Source organism: Nocardia sp. NPDC059229 (assembly GCF_042754165.1).
Lineage (GTDB): Bacteria > Actinomycetota > Actinomycetes > Mycobacteriales > Mycobacteriaceae > Nocardia.
Map to the genome: position 1 here is coordinate 999,040 of NZ_JBHZAK010000001.1, position 15,815 is coordinate 1,014,854.

16 protein-coding genes are annotated in these 15,815 nt (G+C 68.5%); 7 read left to right on the plus strand and 9 right to left on the minus strand.

The window, feature by feature from the left end; translation table 11 throughout:
- Nucleotides 1–69 precede the first annotated feature (69 nt).
- Entirely contained in the window at nucleotides 70–630 is a 561-nt protein-coding gene (locus tag ACFXHE_RS04620; RefSeq protein WP_379379739.1) for a CGNR zinc finger domain-containing protein, read from the minus strand.
- 88 nt (nucleotides 631–718) lie between these two features.
- Here ACFXHE_RS04620 and ACFXHE_RS04625 point away from each other — a divergent pair, with 88 nt between their 5' ends.
- Nucleotides 719–1,618: an alpha/beta fold hydrolase gene (locus ACFXHE_RS04625; RefSeq protein ID WP_379379741.1), complete on the plus strand. Its 900-nt coding sequence runs from the start codon at nucleotides 719–721 to the stop codon at nucleotides 1,616–1,618.
- Nucleotides 1,619–1,693: 75 nt separating this feature from the next.
- Here the strand turns inward: ACFXHE_RS04625 and ACFXHE_RS04630 are convergent, their stop codons facing one another.
- The 5 genes from ACFXHE_RS04630 to ACFXHE_RS04650 all read right to left on the minus strand — a co-directional run bounded on the left by ACFXHE_RS04630 (nucleotide 1,694) and on the right by ACFXHE_RS04650 (nucleotide 8,698).
- On the minus strand, nucleotides 1,694–3,160 hold the full coding sequence (locus tag ACFXHE_RS04630; RefSeq protein ID WP_379379743.1) for an MFS transporter: 1,467 nt from the start codon (nucleotides 3,158–3,160) through the stop codon (nucleotides 1,694–1,696).
- 302 nt (nucleotides 3,161–3,462) lie between these two features.
- Nucleotides 3,463–5,259 carry an AMP-dependent synthetase/ligase gene (locus ACFXHE_RS04635; RefSeq protein ID WP_379379745.1) on the minus strand — a complete coding sequence of 599 codons (1,797 nt, stop codon included), beginning with the start codon at nucleotides 5,257–5,259 and terminating at the stop codon, nucleotides 3,463–3,465.
- A gap of 112 nt (nucleotides 5,260–5,371) precedes the next feature.
- The gene (locus ACFXHE_RS04640; RefSeq protein ID WP_379379747.1) at nucleotides 5,372–6,286 is read right to left on the minus strand and encodes an alpha/beta hydrolase; all 915 of its coding nucleotides are present in this window, start codon (nucleotides 6,284–6,286) and stop codon (nucleotides 5,372–5,374) included.
- Between the two features lie 28 nt (nucleotides 6,287–6,314).
- Complete coding sequence (locus tag ACFXHE_RS04645; RefSeq protein WP_379379749.1) at nucleotides 6,315–7,145, minus strand: SDR family NAD(P)-dependent oxidoreductase; 831 nt, start codon at nucleotides 7,143–7,145, stop codon at nucleotides 6,315–6,317.
- 32 nt (nucleotides 7,146–7,177) lie between these two features.
- Nucleotides 7,178–8,698, minus strand: coding sequence for a flavin-containing monooxygenase (locus ACFXHE_RS04650; protein WP_379379751.1), 1,521 nt, complete (start codon nucleotides 8,696–8,698; stop codon nucleotides 7,178–7,180).
- 114 nt (nucleotides 8,699–8,812) lie between these two features.
- Here ACFXHE_RS04650 and ACFXHE_RS04655 point away from each other — a divergent pair, with 114 nt between their 5' ends.
- Nucleotides 8,813–9,439, plus strand: coding sequence for a TetR/AcrR family transcriptional regulator (locus tag ACFXHE_RS04655; protein WP_379379753.1), 627 nt, complete (start codon nucleotides 8,813–8,815; stop codon nucleotides 9,437–9,439).
- 9 nt (nucleotides 9,440–9,448) lie between these two features.
- Here ACFXHE_RS04655 and ACFXHE_RS04660 read toward each other — a convergent pair whose 3' ends face one another.
- The 3 genes from ACFXHE_RS04660 to ACFXHE_RS04670 form a co-directional block, all read right to left on the minus strand.
- A complete protein-coding gene (locus ACFXHE_RS04660; protein ID WP_379379754.1) occupies nucleotides 9,449–9,616 on the minus strand; it encodes a hypothetical protein in 168 nt (55 codons plus the stop codon).
- A gap of 117 nt (nucleotides 9,617–9,733) precedes the next feature.
- Nucleotides 9,734–10,396, minus strand: a complete 663-nt coding sequence (locus tag ACFXHE_RS04665; protein ID WP_379379756.1) for a Crp/Fnr family transcriptional regulator — start codon at nucleotides 10,394–10,396, stop codon at nucleotides 9,734–9,736.
- 177 nt (nucleotides 10,397–10,573) lie between these two features.
- Nucleotides 10,574–11,548: a glycine betaine ABC transporter substrate-binding protein gene (locus ACFXHE_RS04670; RefSeq protein WP_379379758.1), complete on the minus strand. Its 975-nt coding sequence runs from the start codon at nucleotides 11,546–11,548 to the stop codon at nucleotides 10,574–10,576.
- A gap of 357 nt (nucleotides 11,549–11,905) precedes the next feature.
- Between ACFXHE_RS04670 and ACFXHE_RS04675 the strand changes: the two genes are divergently transcribed.
- Genes ACFXHE_RS04675 through ACFXHE_RS04695 form a run of 5 tightly spaced genes read left to right on the plus strand, consistent with a single transcriptional unit; the run spans nucleotide 11,906 to nucleotide 15,781 of the window.
- Nucleotides 11,906–12,802 (plus strand): ABC transporter substrate-binding protein, encoded by an 897-nt coding sequence (locus ACFXHE_RS04675; protein ID WP_379380407.1) that lies wholly within the window; start codon nucleotides 11,906–11,908, stop codon nucleotides 12,800–12,802.
- Between the two features lie 15 nt (nucleotides 12,803–12,817).
- A complete protein-coding gene (locus tag ACFXHE_RS04680) occupies nucleotides 12,818–13,963 on the plus strand; it encodes an ABC transporter ATP-binding protein (RefSeq protein WP_379379760.1) in 1,146 nt (381 codons plus the stop codon).
- A complete protein-coding gene (locus ACFXHE_RS04685) occupies nucleotides 13,960–14,601 on the plus strand; it encodes an ABC transporter permease (protein WP_379379762.1) in 642 nt (213 codons plus the stop codon). The genes ACFXHE_RS04680 and ACFXHE_RS04685 overlap by 4 nt, the downstream gene beginning before the upstream one ends.
- On the plus strand, nucleotides 14,598–15,308 hold the full coding sequence (locus ACFXHE_RS04690; RefSeq protein WP_379379764.1) for an ABC transporter permease: 711 nt from the start codon (nucleotides 14,598–14,600) through the stop codon (nucleotides 15,306–15,308). Before ACFXHE_RS04685 ends, ACFXHE_RS04690 begins: the two co-directional genes overlap by 4 nt.
- Nucleotides 15,309–15,358: 50 nt before the next feature.
- Nucleotides 15,359–15,781: a CBS domain-containing protein gene (locus ACFXHE_RS04695; RefSeq protein ID WP_379379766.1), complete on the plus strand. Its 423-nt coding sequence runs from the start codon at nucleotides 15,359–15,361 to the stop codon at nucleotides 15,779–15,781.
- Nucleotides 15,782–15,815 lie beyond the last annotated feature (34 nt).

Here is a 15,815-nt window from a genome sequence, read left to right on the forward strand (position 1 = left end):
CGGGGGCCACGCGAAAATCATCGGCCCCCGCCCGGGAAATTCGGGTGAACCGGCGGGGAATTCGGTGAATCAGTCGGTGGCGCGGTGGCGCTGGTAGTAGCGGGCGACCCGGACGCGGTTGCCGCACCGCTCGGGCGAGCACCACTGGCGGCGCGGATGCGCGGGCAGGAAGAGCATGACGCAGTCCTCCGCACCGCACTGCCGCAGGCGATCGACGGCCGGATCGGTGAGCAGGGTCGCGGCGGCATCGGCCAGGTGCGCGGCCAGCCGGGCGCCCGGATCGCCGAGACGCGCCACGGTTTCGGTGACGGCATCGCCGTTCCAGTCCAGGCGGCGAATGGCGGGTGCGGCCGACTGCGCCTCGGCGAGGCCGCGCAGTGCGGCAGCCGGCGGGCGGTGGCCGTGCAGCATCGCGTCCAGCGCCGCGGCGGTGTGGTCGCGTACCGCGTGGACGGCGGCCAAGTCGGCCCCGGTGAGGCGCTGCGGCGGCGGCTCGGGTAGGCGATCGGCCTCCAGGCGCAGCCAATCCGCCAGCTGCTCAGGGGTTTCCAGCAGGTCGGCTCCGGCGGGCCGGGTGTTCACCAGGTCCAGTGCGAGGGGTTCACCGATCAACGGTTCGAGATCAGCCACGTCGCTAATGCTACCTCGAGCCGTTGACACATTAGCCGGAATCGGCGTAGAACTAATGCAACATCGCCGACAGAAAGCATGTGAAGCCGTGAGCGCACTCCCCCAGGTCCTGCACCCGCTCTCCACCGTCCGGCACGGCCGCCTCGAGGTCGATGGCGTCGAGGTCTTCTACCGGGAGTCGGCGCCCGCCCGCGCGGACGCCCCGGTCCTGTTGCTACTGCACGGTTTTCCCACCGCGTCCCACCAGTTCCGCCGCCTCATCGACGCCCTGGGCGACCGCTACCGCCTCATCGCTCCCGACTATCCCGGTTTCGGAAACACCGTCGCCCCCGCGGATTTCGACTACAGCTTCGACCGCCTGGCCGACATCACCGAGGGTTTCGTCCAGCGGCTGGGCCTGACCAGCTTCGCCATGTACATCTTCGACTTCGGAGCGCCCATCGGCCTGCGCCTGGCCACCCGGCATCCGGAGTGGATCACCGGTCTCATCGTCCAGAACGGCAATGCCTACGAAGCCGGTTTGTCCGAGGCCGCACAGGGTTTCGTGGCCCTGCGCCCCGACCATGAGGGCGACGAGGAGGTCATCCGCGGCCTGCTCACCCCCGAGGGCACCCGCGGCCAATACGAAACCGGCGTCTCCGACCCGGCCCTGCTCGACCCCGATGCCTGGACCCTGGACCAGCACTACCTCGATCTCCCCGGCCGCAAGGAAGCCCAGGTCGCCCTGGCCTTCGACTACAAGTCGAACGTGGCCCGCTACCCCGAATGGCAGTCCTGGCTCCGCACCTACACTCCCCCCACCCTCATCACGTGGGGCGCGAACGACCCCTTCTTCCCCGCCCCGGGCGCGCACGCCTACCTGGCCGACCTCCCCGATGCCGAACTCCACCTGTTCGATACGGGGCACTTCGCCCTGGAAACCCACGTCTCCGAAATCGCCGGGCTCATCGCCGATTTCCTCGACCGCCTACCCACACCCGCACGGTGACGCGAGGGACCTCGGCCCGTCACGGCGACAGGCCCCGCGCGGGCGGGGCCTGTCGAATGATGTTGGCGGCGTGGATCAGTGGGTTTCGCGGGGCGCGTGCGGGAGCAGGAAGGCCAGGCAGAAGGCCGTGACGCCGAGCCCGAGGCCGACGAGCGTGACGTGCTCCATGCCGATCAGGGCATTGCCGCGCGGGGTGCCGCCGAGGTGGGTGAAGCGGTTGAAGAACACGGTGCCCAGCACCGCGACGCCGAGCGCGCCGGCCAGCTGCTGCACCGATTCCAGCAGGCCCGAGGCCGAGCCGACCTCGTCGTCCTCGATCTCGCCGATGATGATGCTGAACATCGGGACGAACACCATGCCCATACCGAATCCGACGACCAGCAGCGGACCCGCCAGCTCCCAGGCATTCAGGCCGGTACCGACCAGGTGCAGCACCGCGTACAGGCCGGCCAATCCGGCGGTCATGATTCCGACGCCCAGGTGCAGCACCTTGCGGCCCAGCTTCGGGGCCTCCGCGCCGATCGCGGAACCGAAGAAGGAGCCGAGGGCCCAGGCCGCCATAGCGATGCTCGCGCCGATCGGGCTGTAACCGAAGCCGAGCTGCAGCATCAGGCCCAGGCCGAGCGAGAAGCCGATGATGCCGATGAAGAACACCGTCTCGAAAAGCACTCCGGCACTGTAGGACCGGCGGCCGAACACGCTCAGCCGCACCAGCGGGGTCCGGCCGGCGGCGGTCCGGAACCGCTGCTGCGCAACGAAGATCCCGAGCACCGCGACACCGATCACCGGCATGATCAGGCTCCAGGCCGGCCAGCCGTGCTCACGACCCTGCCTGAGCGGATAAATCAGCAGCCCGACACCCGAACCGGCCAGGACGACACCGAGCAGATCGAGCCCGCCGGTGCGGTCCCCGCCGCGCCGGGGCAGCGCCGCGATACCCCCGATCAGGGCGAAGAGCCCGAGCGGCACATTGATCCAGAAGATCGACCGCCAGCCGGTGCCGAGCAGATCCACCTTGATGAGCAGCCCGGCGACGATCGGCCCGAGAATGCTCGCGACGCCGAGGGTGGCGCCGAACGCCGCCCATGCCCGGGGCTGATCCGCGGTATCCGGGAACAGATCCCGGATCATCCCCAGGCACTGCGGCACCATCACGGTGGCCGCCGCGGCCTGCGCGACCCGCCCACCGATCAGCGCCTCCGGCGACGCGGCCAGCGAGCAGGCCACCGAGGCGAGCACGAATCCGACTGTGCCGCCGAGGAACATCCGCCGGCGCCCGAACAGGTCGCCGAACCGTCCGCCGGTCAGCAGCCCGACCGCCAGCACCAGCGTGTAGGCCGCGGCGATCCACTGCATCGTGGCGTAGCTGCCGCCCAGATCGCGCCGGATCATCGGCAGCGCGACGTTCACGACATTGGTGTCGAGCATGTTCATCAGAGTCGCGCCGATGATCGCGGACAGGCCCAGCCACCGGCGGGCGGGTGCGGCGAGTGGAGTGGATACAGCCGTGACGGGCGGTGTGAGGGCGGTGGCGGTGGACATTGCGGACTCCTTTCGATGGAGCAATAGTATCCACAACACTAGTTTCCAGGCAACTAGTTTCGGGGATATGCCGGAGCGCGACCCGGGACCGGCAGGAGGACGCCGGACCCGCGAGCCGGGATCACGAGGCGGTGTGGCCGATCCCGTTGTCGCTCATGGCATCAATGCTTCCGGTAAACACCGGGCCGCCACATCACGAGGATTCGTTATTCACCGGTGCACCCGCGGCCGTGACCCGGGAACGCGAAGGGGCCCGCGGAAATCCGCGGGCCCCTTGCCTTTCCGGATGTCTCCGGAGCCGATCAGGAGTTGTAGATCGCGTCCACGTCGGCCGCGTACTGCTTCATGACGACGGCACGCTTCAGCGACAGCTTCGGGGTGAGCTCGCCACCCTCCTGGGTCCAGTCGACCGGCAGGATGCGGACCTTCTTGATCGCCTCGGCGTGCGACACCAGCTTGTTGGTGGCCGCGACCGCGTCATTGATCTCGCCGACCAGGGCCGGGTTCTCGATGACGTGCTCGATCGGGGTGTCGGCGGGAATCCCGTTGCGCGCCTTCCACGCCGGCAGGGCTTCCGGGTCGAGGGTGACGAGGGCGCCGATGAAGGGCTGCCCGTCGCCGACCACCATGACCTGACTGATCAGCGCGTTCTGGCGCAGCGAGTCCTCGAGCATGGCCGGGGAGACGTTCTTGCCGCCGGCGGTGACCAGGATTTCCTTCTTGCGGCCGGTGATCGAGACGAAGCCCTGCTCGTCGATGGCGCCGAGGTCACCGGTCTTGAACCAGCCGTCGGCGTCGAAGGCGTCGGCGCTGGCCTCGGGGTTGTTCCAGTAGCCGCCGAACACGACCGGACCACGGATGAGCAGCTCGCCGTCCTCGGCGACCTTGGCGCCGTGGCCGGGCAGCGGGCGGCCGACCGAACCGACCTTGATGTACTTGGGGGTGTTCACGCTGACGGCGGCGGTGGATTCGGTGAGGCCGTAGCCCTCGTAGATGGTGACGCCGGCGCCGCGGAAGTAGTGGCCCAGGCGCGCGCCCAGCGGGCCGCCGCCGGAGACGGCGGACTCGCACTGACCGCCCATGGCCTCGCGCAGCTTGGAGAAGACCAGCTTGTCCAACACCATGTGCTGCAGCTTGAGCACGATGTTCGGGCCGCCGTTCTCCAGCGACTCGCTGTACTGGATGGCGATCTCGGTGGCGTAGTCGAAGATCTTGCCCTTGCCGCCGTCGTGCGCCTTCTGCTTGGCGCCGTTGAACACCTTCTCGAAGACGCGCGGCACCGAGAGGATGAAGTTCGGCTTGTACTGCCCGAACTGCTCGACCAGGGTGGACCAGTCGGCGGTGTGGGCCACGGTGACACCGGCGTCGAAGGCGGCCAGCGCGACCGCGCGGGCGAAGACGTGGGCCAGCGGCAGGAACAGCAGCGACTTGCGGCCGGGCAGCAGGAACTCGCTCATGGCGGAGCGGTCGGCGGCCGACTCGGCGTACAGGTTGGCGTGCGAGAGCATGACGCCCTTGGGCCGGCCGGTGGTGCCGGAGGTGTAGATGAGGGTCGCCGGGGAGGCGGCCTTCACCTGGGCGCGGCGCTCGTGCACGACGGCGTCGTCGAGGTCGGTGCCACGGGCGACGAGGTCGGCGATGGCGCCCTTGTCGATCTGCAGGACTTCCTTCAGATTGCCCAGTCCGCCTTCGATTTCCGCGATGGTGGCGCGGTGCTTGTCGTTCTGGACGACGGTGAGCTTGGTGGCCGAGTCCTCGAGGATCCAGCGCGCCTGCTCGGCGGAGGAGGAGTCGTAGATGGCGACGGTGCAGCCGCCGGCCGCCCAGATGGCGAAGTCGAGCACGACCCACTCGTAGCTGGTCTGGGCCATGATGGCGACGCGGTCACCGAGTTCGACGCCGGAGGCCACCAGGCCCTTGGCCACCTCGGTCACGGTCTTCGCGAACGTCGCCGCCGTGACGTCGTTCCAGCCGCCCTTGCCATCCGGGGTATTGAAGACGACCAGGTTGGGCGTCTTCTCCGCATGCCGGAACGCGCCGTCCGACATGTTGGCGTTCTCCGGAATGGTGTAGGTAGCCGGGACTTCGAACTCTCGCATCGCTGCCCTTCCACAGTGGGTTTACTGGCGGGTAATCTACGCCACGCTCACAGGTAACTCCCGGCGGACCGCCCGAACCAGTGATCGGACGGTCCCGCGTTATGTCTTTTCCCTATCCTATTGACCGGCTCTGCGCTGGTCGAAGGGCGTGCCGGAGGAACTGTCCGAGCTCGACGGTCACGGCCGCGGCGGGGGCCACGAGGCTCGCCTGCAACTGGGCGACGTGCCACAGTCCCCGGGTCTCGGTGAACTCGGCCGGCACCCCGACCGCCCGCAGCTGCGCGACCAGCCGCGTGCACTGGGCGTGCAGCAATTCGTCCACGTCGGCCTGGACATAGGTGGGCGGCAGCCCGGACAGGTCGGCGAGCAGCGGCGCGTACCCGGTGTCGGTGCAGTCGCCCGCACCCAGATAGGCGGCGGCACAGGCCCGCGACCACGGCTTGTTGATGACCAGATCGCGGTTCCGGACCGGTAGCTCGTTCGGGTCGGCCCAGGGCGCGATCAGGCCGAGTGCGGCCGGAACCAGCCGGTGCCGGTCGCGCAGCCGCAGCGCCAGCGCCAGCGAGAGGCCGCCGCCGGCCGAATCACCGGCCACCGCAATATGTTCCGGCCGGTATCCGGCGGCCACCAGGTCCAGGAAGGCCGCCTCGGCATCGTCGAGCGCCGCCGGAAACGGGTGCTCGGGAGCCAGCCGGTAGTCCAGAACCTGGACGGCGCAACCGGTTTCCCGCGCCAGATAGGCCGCCAGCGACCGGTGCGTGGCCGGCGAGCAGACGGTGTAACCGCCGCCGTGCAGGTACAGCACGGTGGCGTTGTCGGAGACCGGCCCGACCGTCACGCGTTCGGCCGGGCGGCCACCGAGTTCGACGTGCTCCACGTGGGTGCCCCGCGGCGGGCGCTGCGCCACCGAGCCCCAATCCATCAGCGCCCGTTGGACACTGAACGGCAGCCGGCGGTTGAGCACGATCCGGAAGAGCGGATTCAACGCGGCGCGGACGATGGGCAACGGCAGTGTCACATCGGGCATGACCGAGCGTCCTCTATTCGTCTCTGGCTTACGGCTGGAAGCGCTTCTGCACCACGGCGGAGATGCGCTGGTAGTACGAGGCGGTGGTGCGTACGAACAGGTCGAGGGCCTTGGCCTCCCAGCCGATGAGCACCCGGCCGTGGCCCTTGCGGACGGCCTCGGTAATGGTCTGCGCGGCCATTTCCGGGGTGTGCAGGGCCAGCTTGCTGTCGAAGAGGGCGGCCACGTTCTTCTGGTTGAGGCCCTCGGCGACGGTGGCATTGCGGGCGACGGCGGTCTTGATGCCGCCGGGGTGCACGCAGGTCACCTTGACCGGGGTGCCGTTCATGAGCATTTCCTGGCGCAGCGCCTCGGTGAAGCCGCGGACCGCGAATTTGGCCGAGTTGTAGGCACTCTGGCCGGGGACCGCGATCAGGCCGAAGAGGCTGGACACGTTGACCACGTGGCCGTCGCCGGATTCGATGAGGAACGGCAGGAACGCCTTGGTGCCGTTGACGACGCCCCAGAAGTCGACGTCCATGATGCGCTCGATGTCCTTGAAGGCGGTGTCGAGCACATCGCCGTGGTGGGCGATGCCGGCATTGTTGTAGATCTGGTTGACCTTGCCGAAGTCCTTCTTCACCTCATCGGCGTAGAGCAGCACGGCCTCGCGCTCGGCCACGTTGAGCCGGTCGGATTTGACCTTGACGCCGTATTTCTCACAGCGTCGCACGGTTTCGGCGAGGCCCTCGGCGTCGATGTCGGACAGTGCCAGGTGCGCGCCGCGCCGGGCCAGGTTCTCCGCCAGGGCGCGGCCGATGCCGGAACCCGCGCCGGTGATCACGCAGACCTTGTCCTTGAAGTAAGCGTCATTGCTCACGGTTACCGCCTTCGGTTGTCCGGGTTGGGTGACTAGTCGGCCTGTGCGACAGGCTCGGTGGTCGTGTCGTACGCCGAGACATCGAAGTGCTCGAGCAGAGTGCGGAACCGGAAGGTGAAGTCCGGCCACAGTGTGGTGTTGTTGCCGTGCTTGTCGAGATACCAGGAGGCGCAGCCGCCGGTGCTCCACACCGCACCTTCCAGTTTGCGCTGCAGGCCGGCGTTGTATTCGTCCTGCACGTCCTTGCGGACCTCGACGGTCCGCAGGCGCAGCTTGTCGAACTGCGCGATGGCGTCGGAGATGTAGTTGATCTGCGATTCCAGCATGAACACCATCGAGGTGTGCCCCAGGCCCACGTTCGGGCCCAACATGAAGAACATGTTGGGGTAGTTGTTGATGGCCGAGCCCTTGTAGCCCTGCTGGCCGATGGTGTCGAAGACCTCGGAGAGCGTGCGGCCGTCGCGGCCGGTGACGGTGTCGTAGACCGGCGAGTCGGTGACGTGGAAGCCGGTGGCCACGATGATGGCGTCGACCTCGCGCTCGGTGCCGTCCTTGGTGACGATGGAGCCCGGACGGATCTCCTTGATCCCGTCGGTCACCACGTCGACATTGTCGCGGCTCAGCGCCGGGTAGTACTCGTTGGAGATCAGCATGCGCTTGCAGCCGATGCGGAAGTTCGGGGTGACCTTGCGGCGCAGCTCCGGATCGCGTACCTCGGCGAACAGCTTGGCGCGGGCGATGGCCTCGAGGCCGAGCATGGCGGGCGGGAACTTGGCCAGCCCGACCACCTGGGTCTCGCGGGCGGCGTAGATCCCGGCGCGGTAGAGGCTGCGCAGCGCGGGAATGTGCTTGAGCGCGAACTTCTCCGGGGCCAGGTACTCGCGGTCCACGCGGGGCAGCAGCCAGGGCGCGGTGCGCTGGTACACGTCCAGGCGCGCGACCTGGCCGGCGATGCTGGGGACGATCTGGATGGCGGAGGCGCCGGTGCCGATGACGGCGACGCGCTTGCCGGTCAGGTCGGAGTCGTGGTTCCAGCGGGCGGAGTGGAAGATCTCGCCCTGGAAGTCGTTGATGCCCTTGATGTCCGGCAGGTTGGGCTCGCAGAGCGCGCCGACGGCGGAGACCAGGATGTCGGCGGTGAAGGGGCCCTGGCTGGTCTGAATCTCCCAGCGGGCGTCTTCGGCGTTCCACCGGGCGCCGGTCATCTCGCAGTCGAAGATGTGCCGGTCGCGCACGCCGTACTTGTCGGCGACGCCCTGGATGTAGCGCTGGATCTCCGGCTGCTTGGAGAACGAGCGGGACCACTCCGGGTTGAGCGCGAACGAGTAGGAGTACAGCTGGGAGGGCACGTCGCAGGCCGCGCCCGGGTAGGTGTTGTCGCGCCAGGTGCCGCCGACATCGCTGCCACGCTCCAGCACGAGGTAATCGGTGCGCCCCTGCTGGCTCAGCCGGATGGCCAGGCCCAGGCCCGAGAACCCGCTGCCGACGATGATCACGCGGGAGTGCCGGACCGGCCGGTTGCCGACAGCTTTGTCTGTAACCTTGCGACTCATGTATCCGAGCGTAGGGTCTTATTGAGCGGGAGTCAACAGTATTGACTCACGTTCAGTAAGACCTGAGACATGACAAGATGGCCTGACGTTGGACCGATGACCAAGGAGCGCGCCGTGAGCAGCAGACCGGACAGCCGGGGCAAACGCGTGCGCCTGAGCCCCGCCGAACGTCGCGAGCAGTTGATCACACTCGGCGCCCGCATGCTGGGTGAACGTGCCCTGGACGACATCTCCATCGGCGAGATCGCCGAGCAGGCCGGCATCTCGCGCGGCCTACTGTTCCACTATTTCCCCACCAAGCAGGATTTCCACCTGGCGATCATCCAGCACGCCAATGCCGAACTGCTGGAACGCACCTCGCCCGACCCGACGCTGGCGCTGTTCGACATGCTCCGCGACTCGGTCGAGCGCTACATCGACTACGTCACCGAGAACCGCACGTCCTACCTGGCCCTGCTCCGCGGCCCGGCCAGCGCCAGCCCCGAACTGGTCGCCCTGGTCGACGCCACCCGGATGGCCCTGGTGGACCGCATCATCGCCGAGGCCCCCATCCCCGCCGACGACCCCGACCGCCCCCGCCTGGGCCTGGCCGTTCGCGGCTGGATCGCCTTCGTCGAGGAAACCACCCTGACCTGGCTCCGCGAGGAACCCATCACCCGGGAGGCCCTGGTCGACATGCTCGTCGCCTCCCTCCCGGCCCTGGCCCTCAACGCGGATCTCGCTGCGGCCCTGCGGCAGTGACGCGGGAACCTAACGGACTCTGACCGCGAACGCGATGGCCGGCTCGTCCCGGTCCGGCCACCGCCCCGTCACGGCGGCGACGATGAGCGCGGCCGCCACTGAGCTGTGGACAAGGGTCAGTGCGCGATAGAGCTCGTCGACCGCTGTACATCCGGACGGTATTTCGGGTGCCGACATCGGTCACACCTCCCGAGGGTTTTGCCCCAGATCCATGATGGGGAGACTCCTCGAGGGTGACACGGTGCGGGTGTACGAACGCCTGAAAAATCAGGTCTCTCAGCAGGATTTCGGGAATCATTCATCCAATTCCGCGAATCGACGCAGTTTTTCGAGATCCCGGACGTGGACGTGCCGGTTGTTCAGGCGCACCAGGTCGGCCTCCCGCATCTCGCGCATGGCCAGCCCCACCGCGTCCACACCCGCGCCGACGAGATTGCCGAGCTCCTCGTAGGACAGTCGCACGGTGATCTCCCACCCCGCTTCCACACGCCGCCCGCAGGATTCGACGAATTCGACCAGCAGGCGGGCGAGCCGGATGTGCACGTGGCAGCCGCCGAAGTCCAGGCGCCGCTGATCGGACCAGGCCAGCCGATCCGCCAGCGAGCGGCACAGCACCAGCGAACCGTCCGGATGGGATTCCAGGAACGCCATGAACACCGATCCCGGAATGCGGTGCGCGATGGTGGCGGTGCACACCGTCGCGGTATTGGACCGTGGCGAATCCGGTACCAGCGCACCCAGTTCGCCGATCACGTCGCCGCTGACCCGGATCGCGAAGAGCTTGCCGTCGGCCGCGGTGATCTTCACGCAGGCCGACAGCGTGCGATCCCGCGAGCGCAGCAGGTACACCGTGGTGCCGGGTTCGCCCTGGCGCATGAGCACGGTGCCCGGCGGGCAGTAGGTCTGCACGCCGAGCTGGAGCAGGTCCTGGCGGCTGCGCGCGCACAGCCGTTCCATGAAAGTCCCCGTAGGCCAGGGCCAATCGCCCAGATGCCCGCCGCCTGGTGGGTTCACAGTCGTATCCGGTTCCGTACCGCCGTGGGAAGCTGCCCCCGATCCATCCACGGTAGGCGAGCGAAACCGGTTGCGACGCAGGGGACGCCGAGGTGTTATGGATTCACGACCGGACGGGGGTCACAGGGCGTGCGCGTCGAGCCAGACCCGGGCGACGGCGGCGGGGACGGCGCCCTGGTCGTGGACCTGGTGGATCATGTCGGCCAGGTCGGTGGTGGTGAGTTCGCCGGCGACATAGTTGAGTTTGCGGAGTTGCTGGTCGGTCAGGGCGGATTTGCGGATGACCGGGAGGACCATGGCGGCGCGGAAGGCGTAGTCGGGGTCGGCGAGTGGGGCGAGGTCGGCGCCGCCGTCGGGGAGGAAGGCGGGCGGGCCGGGGAGGACGGCCAGCTGGATTTCCCCGTCTGAGAGGGCTTTTCGCAGGTCGGTATCGGAATCGAAGGTGACCGGGTGGGTGATCGCGCAGTGATAGACGGTGCGCAGCGGGTCCAGGACGTCGCGTTGCGGGTCGAGCGGGGCGCGCAGGGCGTCCAGCGGCGCACCGGTGTCGATGCCGATGGTGAGCTCGGCGCAGCGCGCGCCCAGGTCCTTCAGCGAGGTCGGCAGGCCGTCGGGGCGGGCGGCGGCGGCGACCACGGTGGGGCGCAGGTCGGTGCCGTCGGCGGCATCGGAGTCGACGACGCCCTCCGGAAGCGCCTTGGACAGAGCCGCATTCACCTCGTCCGGTTTGGTGGCGGTCGCGGTGGAGTCCAGGGCGGTCAGCAGATCTCCGCTGACATCGCCGAACAGCGCGATCCGGTCGGCGTCGAGGGCCGCGAGCAGATCGGTGCGCTGTCCGATCCGATCCTCGACCCGGGTGTGCAGTCCGGTGCGGGTCAGCGCGCCCGCATAGATCTCGGCGATCATCATCGATTCCGCCGAATTCCCCGCTCCCACCGTCAATACCGGTCCGGTGCCCGAGCTGCCGCAGGCCACCGCGGCCGCGGCGACCGCGACGACCAGCAGCGCCGACCCGAGGCGGGGCCGTCGCGCGAGGCGGAGCGAGCGGGTGCGACGGCGGAGGGCGCGCGGTGCGGAGGAGTCTGTGCCGGACACGCGCAACAGTCTGCCGCCCCACCCCTCCCCGGTGCGAAACCGACCCGCGCATGAGCGCACCGCGGAGTTCCGCGCAGCTCGAGCCGAGAGGTTCCGCCGCTGGAAACGACCCGGCAGGATGGCTCGACCGTATCCGCCAAATGCACGAAACCGACCACAGGTAGGCAACGTTCGCAGGAACAGCCGGGCAATATGGACAGTTGAGTCTGTTTCAGGGGTGGAATCCGCCCCGCCCGCGCAGGCACCCCGCTCGGAAGGACGACAGTGCACTCGCTCATCACCACCCGCGCCGACGGCAGGCGCACCGCCCGGACCGTACTCCGAATTCTGGCCGCGTCGGTGGCGCTGGCCGCGGCCATGGCGCTGTCCGCCTGTGGCGGCACCAAGTCCAATCCGCTCGGCGGTGGCGGCGACTGCGGCAGCGACGCCAACAAAGTGACTGTCGGCTCGGCCAACTTCCCGGAATCCGAGACGGTGGCCGATGTCTACGCGGAAGCCTTGCGCACCAACGGTTTCGGTATCGACACCAAGCTCAATATCGGCAGCCGGGAAGCCTACGTCCCCGCGCTGAAGCAGTGCGCCATCACCCTCATCCCGGACTACACCGGCAATCTGCTGCAGTACCTGGACAAGTCGAGCACCGCCACCACCCCGGACGAGGTGAACGCGGCACTGACCAAGGCGCTCGGCGATCAGCTCGCCATCGGCACCCCTGCGCCCGGTGAGGACTCCGACGCCGTCGTGGTCACCAAGGCCACCGCCGACAAGTGGAACCTGACGAGCATCGCCGACCTGGCCGCGCACTCGGCCGAGGTGAAATTGGCCGCGCCCGCGGAGTTCTCCGAGCGCCCCGGCGGCCTGCCCGGCCTGAAGAAGAACTACGGCCTGGACATCGCGGCCGCGAACTTCGTGCCGATCGCCGACGGCGGCGGCCCCGCCACCGTGAAGGCGCTGACCGAGGGCCAGGTCACCGCGGCCGACATCTTCACCACCTCCCCCGCCATCGCCGCCAACAACCTGGTGGTGCTGACCGACCCGAAGCACAACTTCCCGCCGCAGAACGTGGCGCCGCTCTACAACACCGCCAAGAAGAGCGACAAGCTGACGAAGGTGCTCGACGCGGTCTCGGCGAAACTGACCACCGCCGAACTCATCTCGCTCAATACCGCCGTCTCCGGCAGCAGCAAGACCGAACCGGCCGCCGCCGCCAAGCAGTGGGTGGCCGCGCAGGGGCTCGACAAGCCGATCGCCTAGGGAGGGCCGAGCACGGTGTCCGACATCGAATTCACCGGCGTCAGCAAGACGTATCCGGACGGCACCACCGCCGTCCACGACCTCGACCTGCGCATCGAATCCGGGTCGTTCACCGTGTTCGTCGGGCCGTCCGGCTGCGGCAAGACCACCTCCATGCGCATGATCAACCGCATGATCGGCCCCACCACGGGCACCATCACCGTTGGCGGGCGGGACATCTCGCACAGCAATCCGGTCGAGCTGCGGCTCGGCATCGGCTACGTGATCCAGAACGCGGGCCTGCTGCCGCACCGCACCGTGGTCGACAATGTGGCCACCGTGCCGGTGCTGCGCGGGCAGTCGCGTCGCGCGGCCCGCCGGGCGGCGCTCGAGGTGATGGACCGGGTCGGGCTGGATCGTGGCCTGGCGCAACGCTATCCGGCGCAGCTGTCGGGTGGCCAGCAGCAGCGCGTGGGCGTGGCCCGGGCGCTGGCCGCGGACCCGCCGATCCTGCTGATGGACGAACCGTTCAGCGCCGTCGACCCGGTGGTCCGCACCGAACTCCAGAACGAGATGCTGCGGCTGCAGGCCGAACTGCACAAGACCATCGTCTTCGTCACCCACGATATCGACGAGGCCATCAAGCTCGGCGACCACATCGCCGTCTTCGGCCCCGGCGGCTACCTCCAGCAGCACGATGTGCCGCGGACCGTACTCGCCCAGCCCGCCACCGACTTCGTGGCCGGCTTCGTGGGCCGCGACCGCGGCTACCGGGAGCTGTCCTTCCGGGCGGCCGATGCCGTTCCGCTGCACGAACTCTCGACGGTCACGCCGGAGGAGGTGCCCGGCGTCCGGCTGGAGCTGGGCGAATGGCGGCTGGTCATCGACCGGGCCAAGCGGCCCATGGGCTGGATCGACACCACCGGCGTGGAGGGCGTGCGCGCCGGGCACGCGCTGACCGACAGCATGGCCGCGGGCGGCTCGCTCTTCCCGCAGGACGGCGATCTGCGCCAGGCGCTCGACTCCGCCATCTCCTCGCCCTCGGAAATCGGTGTGGCGGTGGATGATTCCGGGGCGGCGGTGGGCGCGATCTACGCGCGCGACGTGCTGGAGCAGCTGCACCGGCAGCGCACCGCCGAGGAGGCCGAACGCAATCGGGTCTTCTTCGAGGAGCCCCGGTGAGGTACCTCCTCGACAATTTCGACGAGATCGCCGGATACGCCCGCACCCATCTGTATCTGGCGCTGCTGCCGCTACTGCTGGGCCTGGTGATCGCGATCCCGGCGGGCGCGCTGGCGCATCGGGCGCGCTGGCTGCGGCGGGTCACCACCACGGCCGCCAGTGTCGCGTACACGATTCCGTCGCTGGCGCTGTTCGTCATTCTTCCGCCGCTGCTGGGCCTCGGCGTCATCGATCCGCTGAATGTGGTTATCGCGCTGACCATCTACTCGGTGGCGCTGCTCATCACGGCGGTCCCCACCGCCCTGGATTCGGTGCCCGCCGACACCCTCGACGCCGCCGACGCCATCGGCTACCCGCGCTGGCGGCGGGTGCTCACCGTCGACTTCCCGCTCGCCCTACCGGTTTTCATGGCCAACCTGCGGGTCGTGGCCGTCACCAATATCTCGATGGTGACCGTCGGCGCGCTGATCGGCGTCGGCGGGCTCGGCAAGCTGTTCACCCAGGGCTATCAGCGCGACTATCCGGATGAGATCGTCGCGGGCATCATCGTGGTGCTGGTGCTGGCCCTGATCGTGGACCGCCTGCTGTACCTGGTCGGCCGGGTGGCGACGCCGTGGCTGAAAGGGCGTGCGGCATGAACCTCTTCCTGGATGCCTGGCACTTCCTCACCGACGGCGCGAACTGGTCCGGCCCGGCCGGCATCGGACGCCGCATTCTCGAACACCTCTGGTACAGCCTGCTGGCCGTGGGCCTGTCGGCCGTGATCGCGGTGCCGATCGGCCTGCTGATCGGGCACACCCGCCGCGGGTCGGCCCTGATCGTCGGCTTCGCCAACTCCATGCGCGCGCTGCCGACCTTGGGCGTGCTGACCTTCGTGGTGCTGCTCATGGGTCTGGGCCTGACCCCGCCGCTGCTGGCGCTGCTCACCGTCGGCATTCCGCCGCTGCTGGCGGGCGCGTACGCGGGCATCGCGAATGTGGACCCGATCGTGGTCGACGCCTCGCGGGCCGTGGGCATGAGCGAACCCCGGGTGCTGCTGCGGGTCGAGCTGCCCAATGCCATGCCGGTGCTGCTCAGCGGCGTGCGCGCGGCCACCCTGCAGGTGGTGGCGACCGCGACCATCGCCGCGTACGTGAATCTGGGCGGGCTGGGCCGCTACATCTTCGACGGCATCAGCCTCTACCGCTACGACAAGGTGCTCGTGGGCGCGATCCTGGTGGCCGCGCTGGCGCTGATTCTGGACGGTCTGCTGGCGTTCGTGGTGTGGCTGAGCGTGCCGGGAACCGGCCGGTTGCGCCGGGTCACGGGTCGCTTCAGAAACACGCGCATTGACCTTCCGGTGTGATCGGGGTCACGATGTCTCCTGGCACACCCATCCCGAGACAGGAGGTTGCAGTGAAGGCTCGCGACATCATGCACCGGAGTGCGGAATGCATCCCCGCTGATGAAACCCTGGATCGCGCCGCTCAGCTGATGCGCAACATGGACGTCGGCGCGCTCCCCATCTGTGAGGGCGACACGCTGATCGGCATGCTCACCGACCGTGACATCGTCGTGCACTGCGTCGCCATGGGACACGACCCCAGCCGGGTCCGAGCCGGTGATCTGGCCCAGGGCCGCGTCTGGTCGGTCGATGTCGACACGGATATGAGTACCGTCCTGGACGTCATGGAGCAGAACCAGATCAAGCGCATGCCGGTGCTCGACATGCGCAAGGGCAATCAATTGGTCGGCATGATCTGTGAGTCCGACCTCGCCAAGAACATCACCGACAGGCAGCTGGCGGAATTCATCACCGCCGTGGCTGTCCCGCACTAGAACCAGGGAAGCGTCCCGGTTCGCAGCGGATTCA

Excerpts from the sequence above, each read along its gene's own strand:
- ACFXHE_RS04635 (WP_379379745.1), bottom strand. The coding sequence starts at position 5,259 with ATGCGAGAGTTCGAAGTCCCGGCTACCTACACCATTCCGGAGAACGCC.
- ACFXHE_RS04630 (WP_379379743.1), bottom strand. The coding sequence starts at position 3,160 with ATGTCCACCGCCACCGCCCTCACACCGCCCGTCACGGCTGTATCCACT.
- ACFXHE_RS04650 (WP_379379751.1), bottom strand. The coding sequence starts at position 8,698 with ATGAGTCGCAAGGTTACAGACAAAGCTGTCGGCAACCGGCCGGTCCGG.
- ACFXHE_RS04690 (WP_379379764.1), top strand. The coding sequence starts at position 14,598 with ATGAACCTCTTCCTGGATGCCTGGCACTTCCTCACCGACGGCGCGAAC.
- ACFXHE_RS04660 (WP_379379754.1), bottom strand. The coding sequence starts at position 9,616 with ATGTCGGCACCCGAAATACCGTCCGGATGTACAGCGGTCGACGAGCTC.
- ACFXHE_RS04675 (WP_379380407.1), top strand. The coding sequence starts at position 11,906 with ATGGCGCTGTCCGCCTGTGGCGGCACCAAGTCCAATCCGCTCGGCGGT.
- ACFXHE_RS04665 (WP_379379756.1), bottom strand. The coding sequence starts at position 10,396 with ATGGAACGGCTGTGCGCGCGCAGCCGCCAGGACCTGCTCCAGCTCGGC.
- ACFXHE_RS04640 (WP_379379747.1), bottom strand. The coding sequence starts at position 6,286 with ATGCCCGATGTGACACTGCCGTTGCCCATCGTCCGCGCCGCGTTGAAT.